This window comes from Bacillus sp. ISL-34 (assembly GCF_018613325.1).
In the GTDB taxonomy this organism is placed as follows: Bacteria; Bacillota; Bacilli; order Bacillales; family DSM-1321; genus Peribacillus.
Genome location: NZ_JAGGQJ010000002.1, coordinates 223,066 through 244,750 on the forward strand (window position 1 = coordinate 223,066; position 21,685 = coordinate 244,750).

19 protein-coding genes and 1 pseudogene are annotated in these 21,685 nt (G+C 39.7%); 16 read left to right on the forward strand and 4 right to left on the reverse strand.

Translation table 11 applies throughout. The features are described 5' to 3' along the window. Positions 1 to 162: 162 nt before the first annotated feature. A complete protein-coding gene (locus tag J7E52_RS01850; RefSeq protein ID WP_214743428.1) occupies positions 163 to 1,413 on the forward strand; it encodes an allantoate amidohydrolase in 1,251 nt (416 codons plus the stop codon). A gap of 351 nt (positions 1,414 to 1,764) precedes the next feature. Here J7E52_RS01850 and J7E52_RS01855 read toward each other — a convergent pair whose 3' ends face one another. Continuing rightward, entirely contained in the window at positions 1,765 to 3,417 is a 1,653-nt protein-coding gene (locus J7E52_RS01855) for a PucR family transcriptional regulator (RefSeq protein WP_214743429.1), read from the reverse strand. Positions 3,418 to 4,202: 785 nt separating this feature from the next. Here J7E52_RS01855 and J7E52_RS01860 point away from each other — a divergent pair. From J7E52_RS01860 to J7E52_RS27255, 9 genes and pseudogenes are all read left to right on the forward strand, one after another. Continuing rightward, positions 4,203 to 5,555 (forward strand): allantoinase, encoded by a 1,353-nt coding sequence (locus J7E52_RS01860; protein ID WP_214743430.1) that lies wholly within the window; start codon positions 4,203 to 4,205, stop codon positions 5,553 to 5,555. Between the two features lie 390 nt (positions 5,556 to 5,945). Further along, the gene (gene allE, locus J7E52_RS01865) at positions 5,946 to 6,710 is read left to right on the forward strand and encodes a (S)-ureidoglycine aminohydrolase (RefSeq protein WP_214743431.1); all 765 of its coding nucleotides are present in this window, start codon (positions 5,946 to 5,948) and stop codon (positions 6,708 to 6,710) included. A gap of 127 nt (positions 6,711 to 6,837) precedes the next feature. Then, on the forward strand, positions 6,838 to 7,221 hold the full coding sequence (locus J7E52_RS01870; protein ID WP_207117649.1) for a cupin domain-containing protein: 384 nt from the start codon (positions 6,838 to 6,840) through the stop codon (positions 7,219 to 7,221). 217 nt (positions 7,222 to 7,438) lie between these two features. Beyond that, entirely contained in the window at positions 7,439 to 8,743 is a 1,305-nt protein-coding gene (locus J7E52_RS01875) for a uracil/xanthine transporter (RefSeq protein ID WP_214743432.1), read from the forward strand. A 304-nt stretch (positions 8,744 to 9,047) separates the two neighbouring features. After that, positions 9,048 to 11,222 (forward strand): malate synthase G, encoded by a 2,175-nt coding sequence (locus tag J7E52_RS01880; protein ID WP_214743433.1) that lies wholly within the window; start codon positions 9,048 to 9,050, stop codon positions 11,220 to 11,222. A gap of 720 nt (positions 11,223 to 11,942) precedes the next feature. After that, positions 11,943 to 12,224: a hypothetical protein gene (locus J7E52_RS01885; protein WP_214743434.1), complete on the forward strand. Its 282-nt coding sequence runs from the start codon at positions 11,943 to 11,945 to the stop codon at positions 12,222 to 12,224. A 173-nt stretch (positions 12,225 to 12,397) separates the two neighbouring features. Then, entirely contained in the window at positions 12,398 to 13,660 is a 1,263-nt protein-coding gene (locus tag J7E52_RS01890; protein WP_214743435.1) for a pyridoxal-phosphate-dependent aminotransferase family protein, read from the forward strand. Further along, positions 13,661 to 14,079 (forward strand): annotated as a pseudogene (locus J7E52_RS27250) (allantoinase); the annotation flags it as partial. A gap of 55 nt (positions 14,080 to 14,134) precedes the next feature. Further along, on the forward strand, positions 14,135 to 14,485 hold the full coding sequence (locus J7E52_RS27255) for an amidohydrolase family protein (protein WP_309476842.1): 351 nt from the start codon (positions 14,135 to 14,137) through the stop codon (positions 14,483 to 14,485). A 128-nt stretch (positions 14,486 to 14,613) separates the two neighbouring features. On the opposite strand, the gene J7E52_RS01900 is transcribed toward J7E52_RS27255, so the two are convergent. The 3 genes from J7E52_RS01900 to J7E52_RS01910 are packed head-to-tail and all read right to left on the reverse strand — an operon-like array spanning position 14,614 to position 16,976. Then, positions 14,614 to 15,060 (reverse strand): PaaI family thioesterase, encoded by a 447-nt coding sequence (locus J7E52_RS01900; protein ID WP_214743436.1) that lies wholly within the window; start codon positions 15,058 to 15,060, stop codon positions 14,614 to 14,616. A gap of 15 nt (positions 15,061 to 15,075) precedes the next feature. After that, positions 15,076 to 16,626, reverse strand: a complete 1,551-nt coding sequence (locus J7E52_RS01905; protein WP_214743437.1) for a solute symporter family protein — start codon at positions 16,624 to 16,626, stop codon at positions 15,076 to 15,078. Further along, entirely contained in the window at positions 16,623 to 16,976 is a 354-nt protein-coding gene (locus J7E52_RS01910; RefSeq protein WP_214743438.1) for a DUF485 domain-containing protein, read from the reverse strand. Before J7E52_RS01910 ends, J7E52_RS01905 begins: the two co-directional genes overlap by 4 nt. A gap of 264 nt (positions 16,977 to 17,240) precedes the next feature. Between J7E52_RS01910 and J7E52_RS01915 the strand changes: the two genes are divergently transcribed. The 6 genes from J7E52_RS01915 to paaD all read left to right on the forward strand — a co-directional run bounded on the left by J7E52_RS01915 (position 17,241) and on the right by paaD (position 21,667). Beyond that, positions 17,241 to 18,569, forward strand: coding sequence for a phenylacetate--CoA ligase family protein (locus tag J7E52_RS01915; RefSeq protein ID WP_214743439.1), 1,329 nt, complete (start codon positions 17,241 to 17,243; stop codon positions 18,567 to 18,569). Further along, the gene (locus tag J7E52_RS01920; protein ID WP_214743440.1) at positions 18,529 to 18,729 is read left to right on the forward strand and encodes a hypothetical protein; all 201 of its coding nucleotides are present in this window, start codon (positions 18,529 to 18,531) and stop codon (positions 18,727 to 18,729) included. Before J7E52_RS01915 ends, J7E52_RS01920 begins: the two co-directional genes overlap by 41 nt. 291 nt (positions 18,730 to 19,020) lie before the next feature. Continuing rightward, positions 19,021 to 19,977 carry a 1,2-phenylacetyl-CoA epoxidase subunit PaaA gene (gene paaA / locus J7E52_RS01930; protein WP_214743441.1) on the forward strand — a complete coding sequence of 319 codons (957 nt, stop codon included), beginning with the start codon at positions 19,021 to 19,023 and terminating at the stop codon, positions 19,975 to 19,977. Positions 19,978 to 19,994: 17 nt separating this feature from the next. Beyond that, positions 19,995 to 20,354: a 1,2-phenylacetyl-CoA epoxidase subunit PaaB gene (gene paaB / locus J7E52_RS01935; protein WP_214743442.1), complete on the forward strand. Its 360-nt coding sequence runs from the start codon at positions 19,995 to 19,997 to the stop codon at positions 20,352 to 20,354. Then, a complete protein-coding gene (gene paaC, locus J7E52_RS01940) occupies positions 20,344 to 21,144 on the forward strand; it encodes a 1,2-phenylacetyl-CoA epoxidase subunit PaaC (RefSeq protein WP_214743443.1) in 801 nt (266 codons plus the stop codon). The genes paaB and paaC overlap by 11 nt, the downstream gene beginning before the upstream one ends. Before the next feature lie 25 nt (positions 21,145 to 21,169). Beyond that, entirely contained in the window at positions 21,170 to 21,667 is a 498-nt protein-coding gene (paaD, locus tag J7E52_RS01945) for a 1,2-phenylacetyl-CoA epoxidase subunit PaaD (protein WP_214743444.1), read from the forward strand. Positions 21,668 to 21,685 lie beyond the last annotated feature (18 nt).

Consider the following 21,685-nt stretch of genomic DNA (forward strand, 5'->3'; position numbering starts at 1 on the left):
CTTGTCACCGTTTAATCTAACTTTTAATCAGCTTATCATGCAGAATTCCTATTGAGCAACGACTAAATAAGGTGTTAAAATATTACTTTGAATCAAAAAACTGGATTTTGTAATAAATGACAAAAATTTTCTTAGAGATTAAATTGGCAAGGAAGTGATCGATTGGTTAAACTTCAGAAGGATGTTGATGCTATAAGAATCAACACTAGAACCGAAGAACTTGCTGCTTGTTCATCTACATCTGTTGGTGTCACTAGACTACCTTTCACAGTGGAAAGTTTAAAAGCAGAAAGTCTAGTTGAAGAGTGGATGAAAGCAGCTGGGATGACGGTAAGAAAAGATGCGCTTAACAATATAATCGGACGTTATGAAGGGAAAAATCCTACAGCTCCAGTTTTAATGATTGGTTCACATTTAGATAGCGTGATTGAAGCAGGTAAATATGATGGTATTTTAGGAGTTATAACTGGAATAGAAGTTGTTCAAACTCTTAAGGATAATGGCATTATATTATACAATCCAATCGAAGTGGTAGGTTTTTGTGATGAGGAAGGAGTAAGGTTTCACTCAACTTTCCTTGGTAGTAAAGCGATTGCAGGAACTTTTACTGCTGAAGATTTAGAAAGAGCAGATGAACAAGGAATAACAATTGCTGAAGCGTTGAAAGGAATTGGTATTGCTGACCCATATGCTTATAAAAACGCTAGTCGTACTCCAGAAGAACTTCTCGCTTATTTGGAACTCCATATCGAACAGGGGCCTGTGCTTGAGAAGGAGAATGAACCTGTCGGCATAGTTCGTGGGATTGCTGGTGCTACAAGATTTTATTTTGAAATTATCGGGAAACCTGGACATGCAGGGACAGTTCCTGTTGCCCTTAGACAAGATGCGCTTTTAGGAGCTAGTGATCTCATTTCCTACATTGAGAACATCGCTATCCAAAATGAACCATTAGTGGCGACTATCGGTAAACTTACTGTAAGTCCGGGTGCTAGTAATGTAATACCTGGCCTTGTAACAGGGACGCTGGATATCCGTGATTTAAATGTTGATCGTAAGAAAAAAGCCATTGATGCCATATTAACTGAAAGTGAAAGAGTAGCAAAAGCTAGGGGACTCCAAATTCATTTTGAACAGGTCATGGAAGCCGATCCTGTATACTGTGATGAACAATTGATTAAAGTAATCGAGGAGTCCATTAGCGAACTGGATGGTAGTGCTATCAGTCTTGTAAGCGGTGCTGGTCACGATGCAATGGCTATGGCGGATGTAACGAATGTTGCAATGATTTTTGTTCGTTGTAAAGATGGTCTTAGTCATCATCCTGATGAATTCGTTACAGTAGAAGATATGGGTGCAGGAGCTAGAGTTCTTTACTCTACAGTGATTAAGATAGCCACAAAACAATATTGAGGGACATATCAGGTTTTGTAGAGAATATAAGACTATCAACTAATAGAGAACTTACAAAAATAACTCGTGATCCGCCTGTATCGGATCACGAGTTTTTTCAAAATGAATACATTTCAATTTTAGGACAGAGATCCTTCATTCGATGAAACAGACATGCGTATCGACAATGATCCAATGTTATAAAAGGAGTTCTGTATGTTCATAAAAAAAGCATTGAAATTCCTGGATTCCTCCATAATCCAAGTCACTTCCAGAAAATAAAGTCGAGATTTACTCTTCATATTGATCTCTGTCTGCGTGGGCAGTTTACCTTCAGTCAATTTCTGCTTTAGTAGTAATTACAATAACTTATTAATCACTGTTACCCCTGAAAATAGAACTCATGAGTAAAGCTATACGTAAATGAAGTGAGTTTTTTGAATCATGAACGGAATAATTCAACATGTCCTCACATTTGGCAATTCGGTATTTAACGGTATTACGGTGAACAAACAGTTTCCTGGATGTAATAGCAAGTTCACAATTATTATCCAAATATACCAATAAGGTATTAACTAAGTCTTTTTCATCTTTATTTTTAGGGTAGGATAGAGAACGTAAAGTATTTTCATAAAATTTTTTTAAATCTTTTTCGGGAATTAATCGAATCAATTCTATTAATTGCTTGGTTTCGTAAAAGTTGATAAATTTATTTTGAAACAGTTCAGCCCCATTTGTCCATGCTTCCACTGCCTCTTCGTATGTAAGGTGGATATAGGTAAGGTCATTAGAAAAGTTACCAACTCCAAACGACAACGAAATTTTTAGATTTGAATAAGCCTCATTCTGGAATTCCTTCAGCCTTTCTTCTATTATGCTTTTAATCGAATCATTAATATTCAGAGGAGCTTGCATCAAAATAACAAAATATCCATCTTTCATAAAAACGATGTTGTTAGTATCTATTTTTAAAAATGATTTATGTAAAAATTTATATAAATAGTCGTATAATCTATTCATTATGTCTGCACTTTTTTGTAAAGCGTTTTGTTTATCATCATCAATCTTACATACAATGCATACGTATTTCATATTGTCGATTAAGCCATGCTGTTTTCCCCTATGAATAATTTCTTGTTTGTTAGAAATCTTTCCATCAACAAGGGAAGCAAAAAAGTTATTTTCTAACAAACGACTGTTTTCTCTAATAGCCTCGTTTTTAAGCAGCGTGAATGAAATGACTGTTGATGCTTGTTCTATAGCTAATTGGGAAGATGGGTATGAAAGCTTCTCAGGGTGAAGAATTAATAGAAAATATGGATAGGGACGCATTGTTTTCACCCGAAACATTTTTATAGAAATGTCCGTATTTTGGATGTCGATTGTGAGCTGGTTTTTCTCTAGGTATGTTTCTATATCACGTTTAATGTGTTCTTGAATATTTTTCATAACGATTTTCATATTTCCTGTACGAAAATGATGAGAAAAGGATGTCACATCACCAATAGGATCAAGTAGGAGAACAGGACATTTTAATAGGGAGCCAAGATTTTCAATTAAAGAATTCAGACTGTAGCCTTTTATCATCATATTGGTAAATTCCTTGTGAATATGCATCGCATAAAATAACTCTTCAATTTGGTTATCCCATATAAAGCTTAATAATTGATGAGCAACCGCACCTAATGTTAATGTCTCTGGAATTTGAATAATTGGAAATTCTAATGAGTCAGCCAATTCGATTACATCCTGCGGTATCTTATCAATGAATCTTTTAAGTTTAATGGCAATCCCTGCACATGGAAGTTCATTAATTTGGGAAATGAGATTGCATAATGCATGAGGGTCGTTTTTAAAAGCGTATCCTGTTGTCAATAATAGGGAGTTCTTAGCTAAAAAATTGATGGCATCTGGTGTTTCTGAAATCTCAATTGATTCTACTTTCCTTTTAAGTCCGGCATGTCCAGCAATAATTTTGGCTTCTTGAAACACATCAACGATAAATAAATCTTCTACCTTTTTCATCATACACCTTCTAATTCTACATTTTGTCAGTTTTTATTACTAGAAAGGGAAGCAAACGAATCTTGTTAAATTTGGACAAAAATTTAAATGAAAATTGTTTACATTGCATAATGATTTTTTGAATGAATCCGCTTATAATCAATTGTATAGAGGATTGAAGGTTAATGAAACTGTTTTCAAGATTTTTTTTTACATTCCATAAATCCCAAGTTTTTATTAATTTAGAAACTATATTCCTATTTTGAAGGGCATACAATCCGCCAGTTTTTGCCTGCTCTCAAGCTATTATTTGCTCATTTTTCTCAGGTACGATACTCGCATTCGTTCATCTATATTGTTTTTGTTAAAAAAGTACAACAGAAACGAGAGGATGTGGTTAAAGGGGCTTAATTGATGGGAAAGTGAAATAGTCAGTAAAAAAGTCCGAATATTGAAAAATCATTTTTAGGGCAGGAGTAAATGATGATGACCGCCTTGGCGAGGAAATGCCGTACAAAAAAAGATAACAACCAAGGCTGCGCATCTCGCTTCCTGTTTCCATAAAGGTGGATTAAGTTGGGGAAATGGATTGTAAGTTTCATTCCAAAATTGCTTGATAGAAGTTTTAGTGGAATCTACTAAATCTCAAAACGATGTTCAGAATGTAATAGTTGTATTTTATTCTGAATATATACGATTTCAACAGCCCAAAGCAAGATGTTCGTTTCTTCATTATGCAACTGTAAAAGAGGATTGGCCTTAATAGTTTTTATAAAAATTGATTTCCCATAGAAAGGAATGAAACTATGGCTACATATGATTTACTCATTAGAAATGGAAATCTTGTAATGTTTGATTCGATTGTTCAAGGAGATATTGCAATTAAGGAAGGGAAAATTAAAGAAGTGACTATCGGAAAAAATATTGAAGCTATAGCAACAAGAGAAATTAATGCTGAGGGGCAGCACATCCTTCCAGGATTAATTGATACTCATGTTCATTTCAACGAGCCAGGCAGAACTGAGTGGGAAGGTGTTCAAACTGGTAGCAGAAGTTTAGCGGCAGGTGGGGTGACAACCTATTTTGATATGCCATTGAACAGTACACCACCAACAATCAATAAAGAATATTTGGCATTAAAGAGAGTTTGCTCCGAAGAAAAGTCGGTAGTCAATTGCCGCTTTTGGGGTGGACTTATACCAGAAAATATTGAGAATATTAAGGAACTTGATGAAAATGGAGTAATTGGATTTAAAGCTTTTATGTCACCGAGCGGAATTGTCGATTTCAATCATGTCGATGATATTACGATTTTTAAAGGGATGAGAGAAATTGCCTCTGTAGGTTCACTTTTAGCCGTTCATGCTGAAAGTACAGTCATTTGTGATCAGCTAGCACAAGAAAAACAAAGACAAAATAAGACGACTGCAAAAGACTTCGTCGAATCAAGACCGATAATTTCCGAAATTGAAGCGGTAAGAAGAATAATTTCATATGCAGAAGCTACAGGGTGTAAACTGCATATTGTTCATGCGAGCAGCCGCAAAGTAGTGGAAGTCATCAATCAGGCAAAGCAAAGAGGCCTGGATATTACGGTAGAAACATGCCCTCATTATTTATCTTTGACATTAAAAGACTTAGAGGAAAAAGGCGGATTGGCAAAATGCTGCCCTCCACTGCGTGATGATGAAGAAGTAGAACAATTATGGGAAGCTGTAGCAAACGGTGAAATTGACGTAATAGCATCCGACCATTCACCAGCACCTGCCTCTATGAAAGAAGTAATAAATGATGACTTTTTCAGTGCCTGGGGTGGGATTTCCGGTGCCCAATCTACGCTCAATATTATGTTGACAGAGGGGCATTTCAACCGTAATCTTCCTCTGGGGAAAATTGTTGAATTAACATCAACGAACCCAGCTAAGTTATTTGGCCTTTATCCCCATAAAGGGATAATAGCCGTTGATAGCGACGCTGATCTGGCGATAGTTGATCTGAACAGAAGCTTCGAGCTGAAAAAGGAAGATTTGTTCTACCGCCATCAGCAGTCGCCTTATGTTGGCAGGACATTCAAAGGGCAAGTAACGACAACGATTGTGAATGGGGCTATTGTTTTTGAAAATGGAAGCATTACCACTGTGGAAAAAATTAAAATCTAGGATTGTTAAGCTATAGAACTGAGATTTTATTAGCTTATTATGGATGAGTCGCTTTCAGACATTTATTTTAGGCTTACACAATCTTAAAAGCAAAAGAAGCCTGTAAGGAACTAGGACCTGATTACCTAAAAGAGAAAATCATAGATGAAGAAATAAGAAATAATGTGTTTTATCTATAATAGACAAAAATATAAAACGTTTTTATCGATTAGGCATAAAGACTAATTAAATGAAAGCAGTTAATATTTATATAAGGGACTTAATCGTTTCTAACACAAGCTAATAATATATGAAAAGAAGCTTCAATTATAAGTTGATTTATAGCGGGAACAGGGCACACCATGAGTCACATATTTCAAATAAAATACGATTAAAAGGAGAGTTTAAAAGATGGGTTATCCTAAAGATTTATTAGCAAGCAGATCAATAATTGAGCACGGTAAATATGCTTTAATTGCACCTGAAGGATTGGTTAATAATGTTGTTCCGGGATTTGAGAATTGTATCATTTCCATTTTGGGTTCTCCAAAGCTTGGAGCAAGCTTTGTCGATTACATGGTGACAATGCAAAAGGATGGAAAGAACAGTGAGGGGTTTGGTGGACAAGAAGATGTTGAGACATTTGTCTATGTTATTGAAGGGAAAATAAAAGCTGCTGCAGGTGAACAAGAGTTTGTCCTCGATGAAAGCGGTTATTTATACTGTCCGCCAGGAACAAAGATGTATTTAGAAAACCAATCGGATGGAGATTCTAAACTATTCCTATATAAGCAAAAGTATCGTCCACTTGAAGGACGGAGGCCATGGGTTTATTCAAACCATGCGAACAACATTGAATTCAGGATTTATGATGATATGCATAATGTCCATCTTAAGGATCTTTTGCCTGCTGATATAGATTTTGATATGAATTTTCATATTCTTTCCTTTGATCCTGCTGCATCTCATCCGTTCATCGAAACACATGTGCAAGAACATGGAGCCTACTTACTCTCGGGAGAAGGGATGTATAACCTGGATAATCAGTGGGTTCCTGTAAAGAAAGGAGATTACATTTTTATGGGTCCATATGTACATCAAGCAGCCTATGCGGTAGGCAGAGAAAATTTAACATATGTTTACTCTAAAGATTGTAATCGTGATGCATCCTTGTAAAAGGTCACATCATTTAGAAGAAATGCGTAGATGACAACTTCAAGAGATTTAATGCGGGCAGAATTGTATTTTAGGGAGATCCGGTAAGTGTAATTCAAACCATTAAATATAAAAGAGGTGCTGAGAGATGGACCAGAATGTAATTTTGAACAAAAAGTCGATAATAGAGGAAAGAGTTTTTGAAATCGATAAAATAGCAAAATTCGATTCAAATGCACCACAAAAAAATTATTTCTATGAAACGGATAAAACTGTTGGGGCAGTTTGGTGTCTTGAACCTGAGCAGGAAGTATTTTTACATTCCCATTCGAATGTTGATGATATTTGGGTTTGCATTGAGGGGGAAGGAACATACTTTCCTGATCTAGAGAATGAGATCACGATCAGAAAAGGAATGGTTGTATTGGCCAAGCCTAATCAAATTCATGGAATGCGTAATACAGGAAACAGTCGATTCATGTTTGTAGGCTTTGCTGCAGGGGCATTGCCTATGGATATAACAAGATATTAGAAAAAGGCTAAGATAATTAAACATTACAAAATAATTTAAGTTTCTTCTTTTAAAAAACAAAAAAGTGATTAAGGCGAAGCGATTGTAATGAAGACAGCGCTTCGCTTATATTTTTATTTATAAAAAGTGATGATTTGTAATTTTTACGATTGGTTTCCTTAAAAACTAGCAAACAGATTTTATGAAAATCCAGAAATCGGAAATGGTGATGATTAAGATGAAACAGCAAGGAGTTACTGTAACATTATTCTCCTCTTTACAGTGGCTTTTTTTTATTTTTGCCAATACGGTTGTCGTACCAATTTCTGTAGGAGCAGCATTCCAGCTTCCTACAGAAACAATTGAAATGACGATAAGATGCTCCTTTATCTTTACGGGAATATCCTGTATTCTGCAGGCATGGGTTGGGCATCGTTATCCATTATTGGACAGCCATTCAGGGCTAATGTGGGGTCTGATGATAAATATGGGCATCTCAGCATCTGCACTCGGATTGGATTTTGCAACCGTAGGCGGAGGAATTGCAACAGGTATTTTGCTGGCTGGAGCTGTAACCGTACTGCTTGCGGCATTTAACCTGATTTATATCATACAAAAAGTAATTAAGCCGATGGTGATAAGTGTTTATATATTTTTACTGACCTTTCAGCTCATCTTTATTTTCTTCAAAGGTATGTTTAAAATAACCGAAAGTGGAACAATTGATCTCCCTGTCAGTTTGTTTTCAATCTTGATTGTCATCTTCGTCGGCTTTTTAAGGATTAAAGGAGGGAAAATACTAGGCAATTTCTCAATCCTGATCGGAATTATCGTAGGATGGTCATTATATCGAATTATTTTCCCTTCAGATCTTCCGACGGCTAGCTCTTCAGGTATGGCATTCACTTTCTTTCCCCTTGGAACTCCAAACTTGAATATTGGTATTATTTTTGTTTCCTTTTTTGCGGTCCTTCTGAATTTAACGAATTCTTTCGCTTCTATTCAAGCTGTTGCAGATGTATACAAGGAAAAGGTGGAACATAGTCAATACAGGAGATCTATTTTTGTAACAGGTATTTTTGCGTTTATCACTTCGATTTTTGGCTTGGTCCCTTTTACACCATTTACATCTACGATAGGGTTTTTACAAAGTACCAAGTTATTTAAACGAAAGCCATTCATTATAAGCGGATTTTTGTTTACTCTCCTTGGAGTTATTCCGCCATTAGGGAGATTCTTAGGAACAATACCATTAACAATAGGTAACGCCGTTTTATTTGTCGCATACCTTCAGTTGTTCGGGACCGCATTAAACAGCCTGAAAGGAACGTTATTCAACTCTGAAACGATACTCCGTTTAGCGGGGCCAGTCCTAGTTGGAGTTAGCATTATGAACATACCGCCAGCATTATTCGGCAGTATTCCTGTCCTCTTGCAGCCTTTCATTACAAATGGTCTCATTATGGGTGTCATTATATCGATCTTTTTGGAAAAATTTATTAATTGGAATAAATTAACAAATAAGTTGGAAGTCGGGCAGTAACCGATATATCTACCTGAAAATGGATGAAGTGCAATAACAACATAAGGTAATTATTCTAAAAAAAATGGGATTTCATTTTACGAGTGAAGAAAAAAAGGTGTTCATACCATATTGACTATTTTGGACATCTCTAACGATAAACTTGAAGTTGATTATAAGAAAACAAAACAATAAATTTGAGAACTTGAAATCGAAAACAAATTAAGTATTGAACCCGTTCAAAGGGAGGAGAGATCACCTGGTTTAAGAAAATTATCTCGGCGTATGCCGGGAGTCAAACTAATTTTTAGAGGAGGAATACATCATGGGAGAATATGTGAAAGTAGGTAATCTTCAAGTGGCTTCGGTACTTTTTGAATTTATCAATAAAGATGGGCTACCTGGAAGCGAACTGAATCAGGAACAATTTTGGGTTGATTTTGAAAAATTGGTACATGACATGTCTCCAAAAAACAAAAAATTGTTAGCTCGTCGTGATAAAATTCAAACCAAAATCAATACATGGCATAGAGAAAATAAAGAGATGGACTTTGCTGAATATAAAACATTTTTACAAGAAATTGGCTATCTCGAACCTGAAGGAGAAGACTTTCATATTACGACAGAAGGGGTAGATGATGAAATAGCCTTCCAAGCCGGTCCGCAGCTAGTTGTCCCGGTTGATAATGCTCGTTATGCTATTAACGCTTCAAATGCAAGGTGGGGAAGCCTTTATAATGCCCTATATGGTACAGATGTTATTAGCGAAAAAGAAGGAGCCTACCGAGAAGGGAGCTACAATGAAGTACGAGGTGGAGAAGTCATTTCATTTGCAAAGGATTTTCTTGATCAAGTAACTCCTTTAAAGGATCATTCACATAAAGACGCTGTGAAATATGCAGTAGTAGATGGGAAATTAGCTGTTACACTTAGAAATGGAGAAATTACGAGTTTAGTAGAGGAATCTAAGCTAGTTGGCAATCATGGTGAATACGGAAAGCCATCGGCGATATTATTAAAAAATAATGGGTTGCATTTTGAAATTCAGATTGATAGAAGTCATCCGATCGGTAAAATAGATAAAGCAGGCGTTAAGGACATTCTAATGGAATCTACTCTTACGACCATTATGGATTGTGAGGATTCTGTTGCGGCAGTGGATGCTGATGATAAAGTCCTGGTCTATCGAAATTGGTTAGGTCTTATGAGGGGGGATCTGGCTGTAATTTTCAAAAAGGATCATAAAATGATGACACGTACAATGAACCCGGATCGTTTATACAGAGCACCAAATGGAGAAGAATTCTCTTTGCCTGGTCGTTCACTTATGTTTGTCCGTAACGTGGGACACTTAATGACCACAAACGCAGTCCTGGATGCAAATGGTGAGGAGATTCCTGAAGGGATTATGGATACAGTCATGACTAGTTTACTTGCCAAACATTCCCTGTTGGGGAATGGTAAATATCAAAATTCATCTAAAGGATCAGTTTATATCGTTAAACCAAAAATGCATGGATCCGAAGAGGTGGCTTTTGCCAATGAACTCTTTGATCGTGTGGAAGACATGCTTGGTCTACAGCGAAATACACTGAAAATTGGTGTTATGGACGAAGAACGTCGAACTTCATTAAACTTGAAAGCATGTATCCGCCAAGTTAAAGAAAGGGTGGCATTTATTAATACAGGTTTTTTAGATCGAACGGGAGACGAAATTCATACTTCTATGGAAGCCGGACCTATGATCCTCAAAAATAACATGAAAGGATCAAAATGGCTACAAGGTTATGAAAAATCGAATGTCAATGTAGGTCTAGCAACCGGTTTTCAAGGTCGAGCTCAAATTGGTAAGGGAATGTGGGCAATACCTGATATGATGGCGGAAATGCTAACGCAAAAGATTGGCCATCTGAAAGCGGGGGCGAATACAGCATGGGTGCCTTCACCGACTGCAGCGACATTGCATGCTCTTCATTATCATCAAGTGGATGTAAAAAAAGTGCAAGATGAGTTGAAAAAGAATCCAGTAAATTTACGTGATGATATTTTAGAAATCCCAGTGGCTCAAAACCCCGAATGGAGTCCGGAAGAAATTCAGCAAGAGCTGGATAACAATGCTCAAGGTATCCTCGGTTATGTTGTACGTTGGGTAGAACAAGGAATTGGTTGTTCCAAAGTACCAGATATCAACAATGTAGGGTTGATGGAAGACCGTGCCACACTAAGAATTTCGAGTCAGCATATCGCTAACTGGCTTCACCACGGAATTTGTACAAAAGGACAGGTTTTGGAGACTTTACAACGAATGGCTAAAGTAGTGGATGAACAAAACAGTGGAGATTCAGCCTATCAATGTATCGCGGATAATTACGACAGCTCAGTGGCGTTTCAAGCGGCATGCGACCTAGTGTTTCAAGGCTATGACCAACCAAGTGGGTATACTGAGCCTATCCTGCATCGACGACGCATTGAAGCGAAGAAAAATAAGTGTAAACATTAAGTGATTTCTGGGGCATTCAGACCAACCAGGATGCCATGTTATTAAATTCATGAGGCTTAGCATAGTATCAGATCTTAACTTAACTTCTACCAGTAATTCATACGGGGCTTCGGATTAAAATAAGTGATTATTCAATAAAATGGGGGACAAGTGATCAAGATTACTTGTTCCCCATTTTGGTCTAATTCTTTATGAAAAGAAGAAGCAAATAAAACATATGTGAATTAGATGTAACAAGATTAGACATCATCTTTCTAGGTTCGCTGTCCATCAGAAGTTAATTGGCCGGCATAAGTAGAACTAGTATCTTAATTTATCAAAAATACCAGTGAAATATGATAAGGCGCTGACTATAACAATAAGTACCACTTCTTTTGTTCATAGAAATCTGTATATTATACACATTATTGGTTTGCTTTCAGTTGGTTATTTTGCACAAAAAAACACCGAAATACTAGCAGAATTGTCAATGAAGTTAAATGCGAAAGCAAGTAAAATAATAGATGACATAAATTTTGTGAATGTTCATGACATCAAAGGCTATTGTGAAGGGAAGCGATATGATGGGCAATCAAAACGAAAAATTAATAGATGAAAAGGATGATGTTGCGTTCGATGATAGAATGGTTAGCATTTTTCGGGGCAACAGAGAGTAATGGGGTGACCCGGTTATTATATTCCAAGGAAAGGATGAGCGCTAGCAGGCAATGAAAGCTGAGGATGGGAAAAAACTTATTACATATTTTGATAGTGTATGCTTTAAGGGGTCCCTTTGGTGGAATCATTCTGACCAGTTCCCATATAGAAACGGACAAGGATGGGGTGGAATATGACGGCGCATATGGGGTCGTCAGCCATATTGTCGGGCAGCGCCTTTATACGGTGAAAATCATTGGTGAGAGTGATCATGCGGGCACCACTCCCATTCATAAAGGAAGGATGCTGTCGTCTGGCTTCCGAATTCAATGTTCCGAATGGCATCGGCGAGGAAGAGGTTCTTGAAAGGTTTTGTAAGGACATCTTTTCGACTCTCGATTCCCTGGCAAAGAAAGCGGAAATGAAGCTGGGGTTTCACAATGGATGGATGTCAAACCTGTTGCGATGGATATGGAAAAGGGAATCGGATTTTTGAATGAAGTACTTTATAAAATAGCCTATTGAAGGAGTTGGTTAAAATGGCATATTCAGAATTGAATGCACCGATGAGAACGATCATGACACCAGGACCAGTCGAAGTTGACCCGCGTGTTTTAAGGGCGATGAGCACACCGATATTAGGGCAATTCGATCCTGCATTCACCACTATCATGAATGAAGTGATGGAAATGCTGCGTTTGGTTTTTCAAACGAAAAATAAATGGGCGTTCCCGATTGATGGCACCTCAAGATCCGGTAATGAAGCGATTCTATGCAGCATCATTGAGCCGGGGGATAAAGTTCTGGTTCCTATATTCGGAAGGTTCGGTCATTTATTGGTGGAAATCTGTGAGCGATACGGAGCTGAAGTCCATACGATGGAATGTCCTTGGGGAGAGGTGTTCGAGCCGCAAGCAGTCATTGCGGAAATCAAGAAAGTCTCCCCGAAAATAACAGCAATCGTCCATGGGGAAACCTCCACTGGTTGTATGCAGCCTTTGAAGGAAATCGGGTTGGCCTGCCGTGAATTGGGTGTCCTGCTTGTGGTGGATGCGGTTGCCTCCATCGGGGGCACCGATGTTAAGGTGGATGAATGGTGTATTGATGGATTGATAGGAGGGACACAAAAATGCTTGTCCGTTCCTTCCGGTATGGCACCGATTACGTATAATGAGCGAATAGAAGAAATCATCCAGTCCCGCAAAAAGGTGGAACGTGGTATTGCCACGGATGAAGACAACCAAGAGGTTTCACTCAGCCGTCCGATCGCCAGTAATTATTTCGATTTAAGCATGCTGCAGGATTATTGGGGACCGCGCCGTTTGAATCACCATACAGAAGCTACTTCCATGATTTATGCGTTACGTGAAGGATTGCGCCTTGTGCTCGAAGAAGGTCTGGAAACGCGCTTTGCCCGTCATGAACTCCACGAAGCTGCTCTCGTTGAAGGGATCAAGGCAATGGGACTAATGTTATTCGGGGATGGGAAAAACAAACTTCCGTGTGTAACTTGCATTGAAATTCCAAAAGGAATCGATGGTGAAGCTGTAAGAGACATGCTGTTGAATGAATTTGGCATCGAAATCGCTTCCTCATTTGGTCCGCTTCACGGGAAAATCTGGAGGATCGGGACCATGGGGTTCAGTTGCAGGAAAGAAAACATCCTGTTTGTATTGGCCTCCTTGGAAGCTGTCCTTTTGCGCCACGGGCTCCAAGTTAATCGGGGAGAGGCTTTGCAGGCTGCGCTGGATGTATATGTAGAAAAGAAGGAGAAAATGGTAGCATCACAAGGATCTCTTTGATTAATTGTTGTCCATGTGCATTTTAGCGAACCTGGCCGCGCTCATTGGGAAGGCTTTGAAACAGGATCGCAAATGATGGCGGCGGGAGGCGGCCACATATTTCGATATGCCATTGAATGGAATCCCTTCAACCGTCGATCGAAAGGCTCTCCTTGAAAAGGGCAAGCTCGGTGAGATGAAGTCTGTTATAGACTTTGGGTTATGGGGAGGACTGGTCCAGGGAAATATCGATGATTTAGAGGATCTCGCCAAATCCGGAGTCATCGGATTTAAGGCTTTTCTTTCAGCGACGGGAAATGAGGAGTTTGAACGGGCAGATGATTTCACCCTTTTTACATGGAATGAAGAAAATAGCAGAATTGGGCAAGGTCTTGGCCCTTCATGCGGAAAGTGATCCGACCACTCACCATGTGCTTATGAGCTGAAAGATCCTGCCATACATAATATTTTTGAAGCGTGGGGCAATTTTCGCTGATGTCGATGATAGAATTGGCTGTTTTACACGGTATCCCGCTTTATAAAGTCGCTGAGTGGACAGCTTCAGCCCAGGCAAAAAGGTTCGGTCTCTCTTCTAGAAAAGGACAAATTAAGGAAGGGAAGGATGCAGACCTTGCCATCGTTTCCCTTAATGGTACGCATGAAGTTTCGGAAACGAATTTTTTTGCGAAACATAAGCAAAGCGTTTATATGGGCCATAACTTTCCTTGCCAAATCACGGCTACGATCAATAGAGGGAAAATAGTTTACCAGACTGATGTAATAAGTGAAAGGGAGCGTGGGGAGTGGCTAAAAGTGATAGATTCCAGCATTGCGGTCAATAACTAGGTAGAAGGCTTAAGGTTGAGGGGGATTCCAAATCGGGAATCCCCCTTTTTATAATCTCTTTGTATGTATCTTGGGCATATCAAGGGGAAAAGGATCCGGACAAGTGGATTGCTTGTCCGGATTCAAACTTATTCAACTTGGTTGACGAAAAATTGATTTTTCCTGAATACCATCGCTTCCATGGTTGCAATCAATTCCCTTTCATTTAACACGTCTATTTTATACCATGCCAGTTTATGGTTTTTCTTTATCTCTTCCGCTCTGGCAGTTAAAGTCTCACCCGGTTTGCCCGCTGATAAGAAGTTGATGTTGTTTGAAACGCCAACCGCTATTTTGCCATATGAATTGCTGGCTGCTGCAAACACGTAATCAGCAAGTGAAAAGATGATGGCGCCGTGAACCGTTCCGTGTGCATTGAGCATGTGGTCACTTGGAATCAATTCTGCTTCCGCTGTCCCGGGACCGAGTTTCGTCAATTTCATCCCGAGAAAAGAAGCATATGGTTCGTCAACCAGTACTTGTTTGATTTGATCGTAATGCAATTCGTGAATATCCTGATCTAATTGTGCGGTCATGGAAATCCCCCTTCTTTAATGGTCTTTTGCTGAACTTATCCCATATCCGGTGTTAGATTTGAACAGTACTTCAGGAAAACTGTTTTCCTCATCTTTTGCTTTTGACATGATTGTACCTAAATAAGCTCCAATAAAGCCGAGCGGTACGGTGAAAATGGTCGGGTTGCTCATCGTGAAGAGGGGATCGCCTGTGAAAATCCCCATTCCAGGTTCCGGATTCCATACATTAGGACTGAGCATGACCAGTATGCTGGAGCTGAGTAACCCGAATAACATTCCGGTGATCGCTCCGGTTGCGTTGAAGCGTTTCCAATATATTGTGCAAAGGATGATCGGTAAATTGGCACTGGCAGCAATTCCAAGCGCAAGGACTGAAAGAAAAGCGACATTCATTGATTGTGCAAATAAAGCAAGTAAAATCGAAATGACCGCTACGCCGACAGAAGCCATTCGGGCAACGAGTATTTGCTGTTTTTCCGTAATATTTCCTTCCTTGATGATTTCACCGTATATATCATGTGCAAAAGCCGATGCCGACGTTAAAACAAGACCGGATACAACCGCTAAAATCGTGGCAAATGCCACCGCAGAAACGAATGCGAATAAAAATTCACCGCCCATGGTTAATGCAAGAAGGGGCGCGGCCATGTTTCCAGCCGTGTTTGCTTCGACGATCCGCTCAAAGCCGACGAAAGATGCAGCGCCGAAACCAAGGAAAATCGTCATGATGAAAAATATCCCTATAAACCATGTGGAATATACGACGGATTTCCTTGCAGTAGCTGCGTCCTTTACAGTAAAGAAGCGGACGAGTAAATGCGGAAGGCCCGCTGCTCCAAGGACAAGCGACATATTAAAGGAAATCATGTCAAGTCCATCCGTGTATTTATTTCCAGGATTCAAAAAATCCTTTCCGAGCGGTGTTGCAGTTTGGACATGATGGAACATCTCTGAAATGTTGAAATTAAAACGCGAAAACACGATGAACGTCAACACAGCGGAACCGCCTAGTAAGAGAACAGCTTTGGTGATCTGCACCCAGCTTGTCGCTCTCATCCCGCCGAAAATCACATAAATCGTCATCAGTACACCGACAAGAAGAACGGATAGCCAATAATCGATGCCGAGCAACAGTTTAATTAATCCTCCTGCACCGACAAGTTGGGCAATCATGTAAAAGATTGAAATGACAAGTGTGTTAGCCGCAGCTATCCCTCGCACTTTTTTTGATTTGAAGCGTGCTGAAATCATGTCTGCCAGCGTAAACTTACCTAGATTGCGAAGTGGTTCCGATACAAGATACAATAAGACAAGAAAGGCAACAAGGTTCCCGATGCTCATGTAAAAGCCATCAAAACCAATCAGTGCGATTGCACCCGTAATTCCCAGGAAAGAAGCGGCTGACATAAAGTCACCTGCTACGGCCAATCCATTCTGCCATGCTGTCAATCCGCCGCCGGCAGTATAAAAATCACTGGCATTTTTCGTTTTCTTGGAAGAATAATAGGTTATTGTAAGCGTTAACAAAATGATGCCCAAAAAAAGCGTGAGGGATAAAATGCTCATTCGCCAAGCTCCTTCTCATATTTATTCAAGATATTTCTGGCCATCTTGTCGTATTTCGCTGCTTTTTTGATATAGACAATTCCCCCTAACCAAACGACGGCGAATTGGAGAAGCGCGTATACCCAAGCCCAAGTAATATTGAAAAAAGCTTCACCTTTCAACACTTCACTATAAGCAGCTAAAATAGGCAGAACAAAATAAAAAGCAAGAAAGAAGAGAGTGACAGGTACGATGAAAGCTTTTTTCTTTTGAAGCAAATGCTTGAATTCTTCCGTTTCAATTAATTGACGATACTTATTTCCGCTGTCATGACCTGATGATGAATGCCCGGTTTTAGCTGTTGTTTCCATAGTAAGCCCCCTTTTTGATGTAGTACGCTTTTAAAACGAGTGTTTGATAAAATGATATATCATTGTTAAAATTAACATAGTCTGAAAATTTAGTAAATTAATATTTTGTTTGTTCGGTCATTTTTGCTTAATTATAAAAACATGATTGACAACGTAAAAATGACGTATTAATCTTAAAATGAATCATAACAATAATTGAATCTGCGTTTTATTACCGTTATGTATGTCGGTTGGACAATAGTAAAATAGAGGGGGACAGAAAAAATGTACAATCCGGAAGTTGAAACGGCTTCGCGTGCTGAAATGGAAAGTTTACAATTGGCTCGCCTTAAAAAAACGATAAGCCATGTATATGAAAATGTACCTTATTACAGAGAAAAATTTAGGGAGATGGGCCTGGAACCAGAAGATATACAAACCCTAAATGATGTGATAAAGCTTCCATTTACAAAAAAACAGACTCTTCGTGATCAATATCCATTCGGTTTATTCGCCGTTCCGATGGAGGATGTAACACGCATTCATGGTTCATCCGGAACAAGCGGAAAGCCTACAATTGTCGGGTATACGAAAAATGATTTGGAAAACTGGGCAACAATCGTCGCACGCGGAATTGTAGCTGCAGGAGGCCGCAAGTCAGATATTTTCCATAACGCATATGGTTATGGTCTGTTTACAGGGGGCCTGGGCTTGCATTGCGGGGCAGAAAAGCTAGGAGTTGCGACAGTACCAATCTCAGGGGGGAATACCGAAAGGCAGATTACGATCATCAATGATTTTAAACCGCGCGGCATTTGTGGAACGCCTACTTATATTTTGAATATAGCTGAAAAGATGGAAGAGATGGGAATTGATCCAGCTGATAATGGGCTTGAGTATGGGATTTTCGGAGCTGAGCCATGGTCAGAGGCAATGAGGGCAACACTTGAGAGGAAACTGAAATTGAAAGCCATCGATATTTACGGATTAAGTGAAATCATGGGGCCGGGAGTTGCGATAGAATGCCATGAAGCACAGGATGGACTGCATATCGCAGAAGACCATTTTCTTGTCGAGGTCATTAACCCGGACACGCTGGAACCAGTTGAGGACGGTGAAGATGGGGAACTTGTCTTTACCAGCCTTACAAAGGAAGCGCTGCCAATCATACGTTACCGTACAGGTGATATCGGCTCAATTACCCATGAACCGTGTAAATGCGGGCGTACCACAACTAGAATGTCCCGTGTTAAAGGCAGAACGGATGATATGATCATAGTCAGGGGAGTGAATGTATTTCCATCTGAAATAGAGCGTGTGTTATTCCAAATGGAGGGAATTGTGCCTCATTATCAGATTCATCTCGTTAAGAAGGGGAAAATGGACGGTGTTGAACTGCATATTGAAATTGAAAGCGGTTTCTATAAAGAGATTGAAGAAGACTTAACGCATGGAAATGTAGAGATATTAAGGAAAACGATTCAGCATCATTTGAAATCCGCATGTCTTGTAACGATGGATATTGTTGTCAACATCCCAAAAAGCATTCCCCGTTCAGAAGGAAAAGCCATTCGTGTCGTTGATAAGCGGAAGGATGAAGCCATTCCTTTATAAATTCAGTGCTCATGAACATGGCGTTGAAACCGGACGATTCGTCGTTCAGTATTTTTCTGCTTATGTACCGATTGAAATAAGTGGAGCAAAAGAAATCGAACAAGTAAACGCGATACATAAAGCGGATGCAGTCGTGGTTAAATATGGGTTTATCTCTTAGAGAAAATGGAGCCAATCATGTAATAGAGAAGGAGGAGGGCATCTTGGCTAAATATACAGTTGTAGATCAAGAAACTTGCATTGCTTGCGGTGCATGCGGCGGAAGGCTGTCCGACAGATTCAATCAAAGTGGAAACTTCACCCTTTAAAGTTTTAGTGGATTAAAAGATTCGAAACATCCCCTGAAAATTTCCTTTTATTTCAAAAAAAGACAGAATAGTCTTGCATTATATATAACAGTAAAATATAATAACGTTATATAAACGTTATATTATAAAATGAGGTGATTTGGATGAACGTTCTTTTAAATGATATGGCAGAAGAAGAAAAGCTAAATCAATTCATTGCCAGAATCGAAGCGGGAGAAAAGATAGAAGCGGATGATTGGATGCCGGAAGATTATCGGGGCACTTTAATCAAGTTAATATCGATGCATGGAATCAGTGAGATCATGGGGGCGCTCCCAGAAAAGGAATGGGTGCCTAAAGCCCCGACCTTATATAGAAAACTTGGAATCATGGCAAAGGTGCAGGATGAAATGGGGCATGGGCAATTATTGCTTCGGGTCGCCGAGGATTTGCTAAAGCCGTACAGTAAAAAGCGGGATGACCTAATGCAAGATTTGTTTAAAGGAGATTTAAAGTTTCATAATGTTTTCCATATGGAAGCCAAATCCTGGGGCGATGCTGGATTGATTGGCTGGCTTGTTGATGGTGCAGCCATCATTTCCCAGACGAACATGCTTGGCGCCTCATACGGACCTTATGCCCGGGCATTACAGAGGATTTGCGCGGAAGAAGTTTTTCACGCCCAGCATGGTGAAGCGATAATCATGGCTTTGGCTGAAGGGACGGAAGAACAAAGGAAATTGGTTCAAGACTCCATCAATTATTGGTGGGAATCTTTATTGCTTTTCTTTGGACCTCCCAGTAAGAATGAAGTGGGCACATCCAAACAGGATATAACGATTAAGTACAGAATCAGAACAAGTACGAATGAAGAACTTCGACAAGCCTTTTTTTCTAAATATGTGAAGCGGATCCTTTCACTTGGCTTCAGCATTCCCGATGAAACGCTTAGGTTTGACAAAGCATCTGAAACGTGGATTTACCAACAGCCCGATTGGGGGAAATTGAAGGTGTTCGCAAGGAATGAAGGTCCCTGTTCGCAGGATCGCTTAAGTCTTCGAAGAATTTCTTATGAAAATAATAAATGGGTACGTGAGGCATTGGCGCCAAAGGTGATCTAAGGGAGGGGGAAGGATATATGGAAACCAGACAAGGAAATTACTTTGAAGAATTTGAAGTATTTAGCCGTAAAACGCAATCATCACCCGTTCAATACCACTTCAGCCTGCTTGCCCCAAATGAGGATATTGCCATCATGATGGCACAAGAAAACTTCATGAGACGTGAAGCGGTTGATGATATCTGGGTCGTCAAAAGACAGAATATACGGAAAATGACGACCGAGGAAAAGAAAACGCTTCAACGTATTGATAATAAAGACTACAGGACCACAAAAGGATACGGGTATTTAAAGAAAAAATGGCGGAAGTATGAGCAGGGAATGCTCGATGAAAAAGAGATAATGTCTTGGGCTGGAGGTGTGAAAAATGAGGAATGAATCATTGAAGAACATCGCAATCAGGGAATTGCTGCTTCAACTGGCGGACGATGACTTCATCCATTCATATCGAGGCGCAGAATGGCTGGGACTCGCACCGCATATCGAAGAAGATGTTGCATCCGCTTCGATATCTCAGGACACGATGGGGCATGCAGCCATATATTATAAGTTACTTGATGAACTCGGTGAAGGGGATGCTGATAGGCTGGCTCATGACCGTCCCGCCAAGGAACGGCGCAATGCGATCATTCTCGAATTGGTCAATGGTCCTGGTTACTATATGAAAGACCCGGATTATGATTGGGCGTTTGCGGTAGTGCGGAATTATTTTTATACCCAAGCTAAAGCGATTAAGGTTCAATCCCTTCATTCATGTTCATATGAACCGCTTGCTGAAGTGGCACAAAAGGTACAGATGGAACTTTATTATCATTTGATGCACTGGAAAACATGGTTCGTCCAATTGCTGGGATCTGGTCATTTGGAAGCGGTTTCTAGAATGAAAGAGGCGATTGGGAAAACAAAGCCCGATTTTGCTGGCGTATTTTCACTGGGACAATATGGAGAGGAAATGGTTGAGCTCGGCTTGATAGAGGGCGAAGCTGTCTTACAGAAAAAATGGATCGAGGCTATCACCCCAATTTTTGAAAGTGTTGGTTTGGCGGCAACTATTGAAATCGGCATGGCAAGAGGTGATGGCCGTAATGGCCAGCATACGGAAGATTTGGAAAAGGCGCTGGAAACGTTAAGTGAAGTGTACACAACCGATAAAGCAGCTTCATGGTGAATCAAATGGAAAGGGGAGGGGTACCATGGCGACCGTACAGTTAAACACAGAAGAAATATATAAGCTCCTGGAAGACGTTAAAGATCCCGAAATCGATACAGTAAGTATTCTGGATTTAGGGATGGTTGAAGACGTGACGGTTTCGGGCCAGGACGTTTCGGTAAAAATGCTGCCAACTTTTCTTGGGTGCCCGGCATTGTCGATCATTCAAAAAAATGTGGAAGCAGCCCTTCGACAGCTGCCTGCCGTAAAAAATGTAAGTGTGGAATTTTTACGTTCCCCTTCCTGGACATCCGATCGAATTACGGAAAAGGGGAAAGCTGGATTGAAGGTTTTCGGAATCTCCCCTCCTCCTCGACAAATGAAAAGTGATGGATCATGGCATGTGGAATGCCCTTATTGTGAATCGACATATGTCACGATGGAAAATATCTTCGGTCCAACGGCCTGCCGCAGCATTTTATATTGTAAGGCATGCAAAAATCCGTTCGAAGCGATGAAACCGATGATAAAAATAATCTAATAAAATGGAGGTTCTATA

Bases quoted from the DNA above. Each gene is read 5' to 3' on its own strand.
- J7E52_RS01855 (WP_214743429.1), bottom strand. From the start codon at position 3,417: ATGAAAAAGGTAGAAGATTTATTTATCGTTGATGTGTTTCAAGAAGCC.
- J7E52_RS01860 (WP_214743430.1), top strand. From the start codon at position 4,203: ATGGCTACATATGATTTACTCATTAGAAATGGAAATCTTGTAATGTTT.
- allE (WP_214743431.1), top strand. From the start codon at position 5,946: ATGGGTTATCCTAAAGATTTATTAGCAAGCAGATCAATAATTGAGCAC.
- J7E52_RS01870 (WP_207117649.1), top strand. From the start codon at position 6,838: ATGGACCAGAATGTAATTTTGAACAAAAAGTCGATAATAGAGGAAAGA.
- J7E52_RS01875 (WP_214743432.1), top strand. From the start codon at position 7,439: ATGAAACAGCAAGGAGTTACTGTAACATTATTCTCCTCTTTACAGTGG.
- J7E52_RS01880 (WP_214743433.1), top strand. From the start codon at position 9,048: ATGGGAGAATATGTGAAAGTAGGTAATCTTCAAGTGGCTTCGGTACTT.
- J7E52_RS01885 (WP_214743434.1), top strand. From the start codon at position 11,943: ATGGGAAAAAACTTATTACATATTTTGATAGTGTATGCTTTAAGGGGT.
- J7E52_RS01890 (WP_214743435.1), top strand. From the start codon at position 12,398: ATGGCATATTCAGAATTGAATGCACCGATGAGAACGATCATGACACCA.
- J7E52_RS27255 (WP_309476842.1), top strand. From the start codon at position 14,135: ATGTCGATGATAGAATTGGCTGTTTTACACGGTATCCCGCTTTATAAA.
- J7E52_RS01900 (WP_214743436.1), bottom strand. From the start codon at position 15,060: ATGACCGCACAATTAGATCAGGATATTCACGAATTGCATTACGATCAA.
- J7E52_RS01905 (WP_214743437.1), bottom strand. From the start codon at position 16,626: ATGAGCATTTTATCCCTCACGCTTTTTTTGGGCATCATTTTGTTAACG.
- J7E52_RS01910 (WP_214743438.1), bottom strand. From the start codon at position 16,976: ATGGAAACAACAGCTAAAACCGGGCATTCATCATCAGGTCATGACAGC.
- J7E52_RS01915 (WP_214743439.1), top strand. From the start codon at position 17,241: ATGTACAATCCGGAAGTTGAAACGGCTTCGCGTGCTGAAATGGAAAGT.
- paaA (WP_214743441.1), top strand. From the start codon at position 19,021: ATGAACGTTCTTTTAAATGATATGGCAGAAGAAGAAAAGCTAAATCAA.
- paaB (WP_214743442.1), top strand. From the start codon at position 19,995: ATGGAAACCAGACAAGGAAATTACTTTGAAGAATTTGAAGTATTTAGC.
- paaC (WP_214743443.1), top strand. From the start codon at position 20,344: ATGAGGAATGAATCATTGAAGAACATCGCAATCAGGGAATTGCTGCTT.
- paaD (WP_214743444.1), top strand. From the start codon at position 21,170: ATGGCGACCGTACAGTTAAACACAGAAGAAATATATAAGCTCCTGGAA.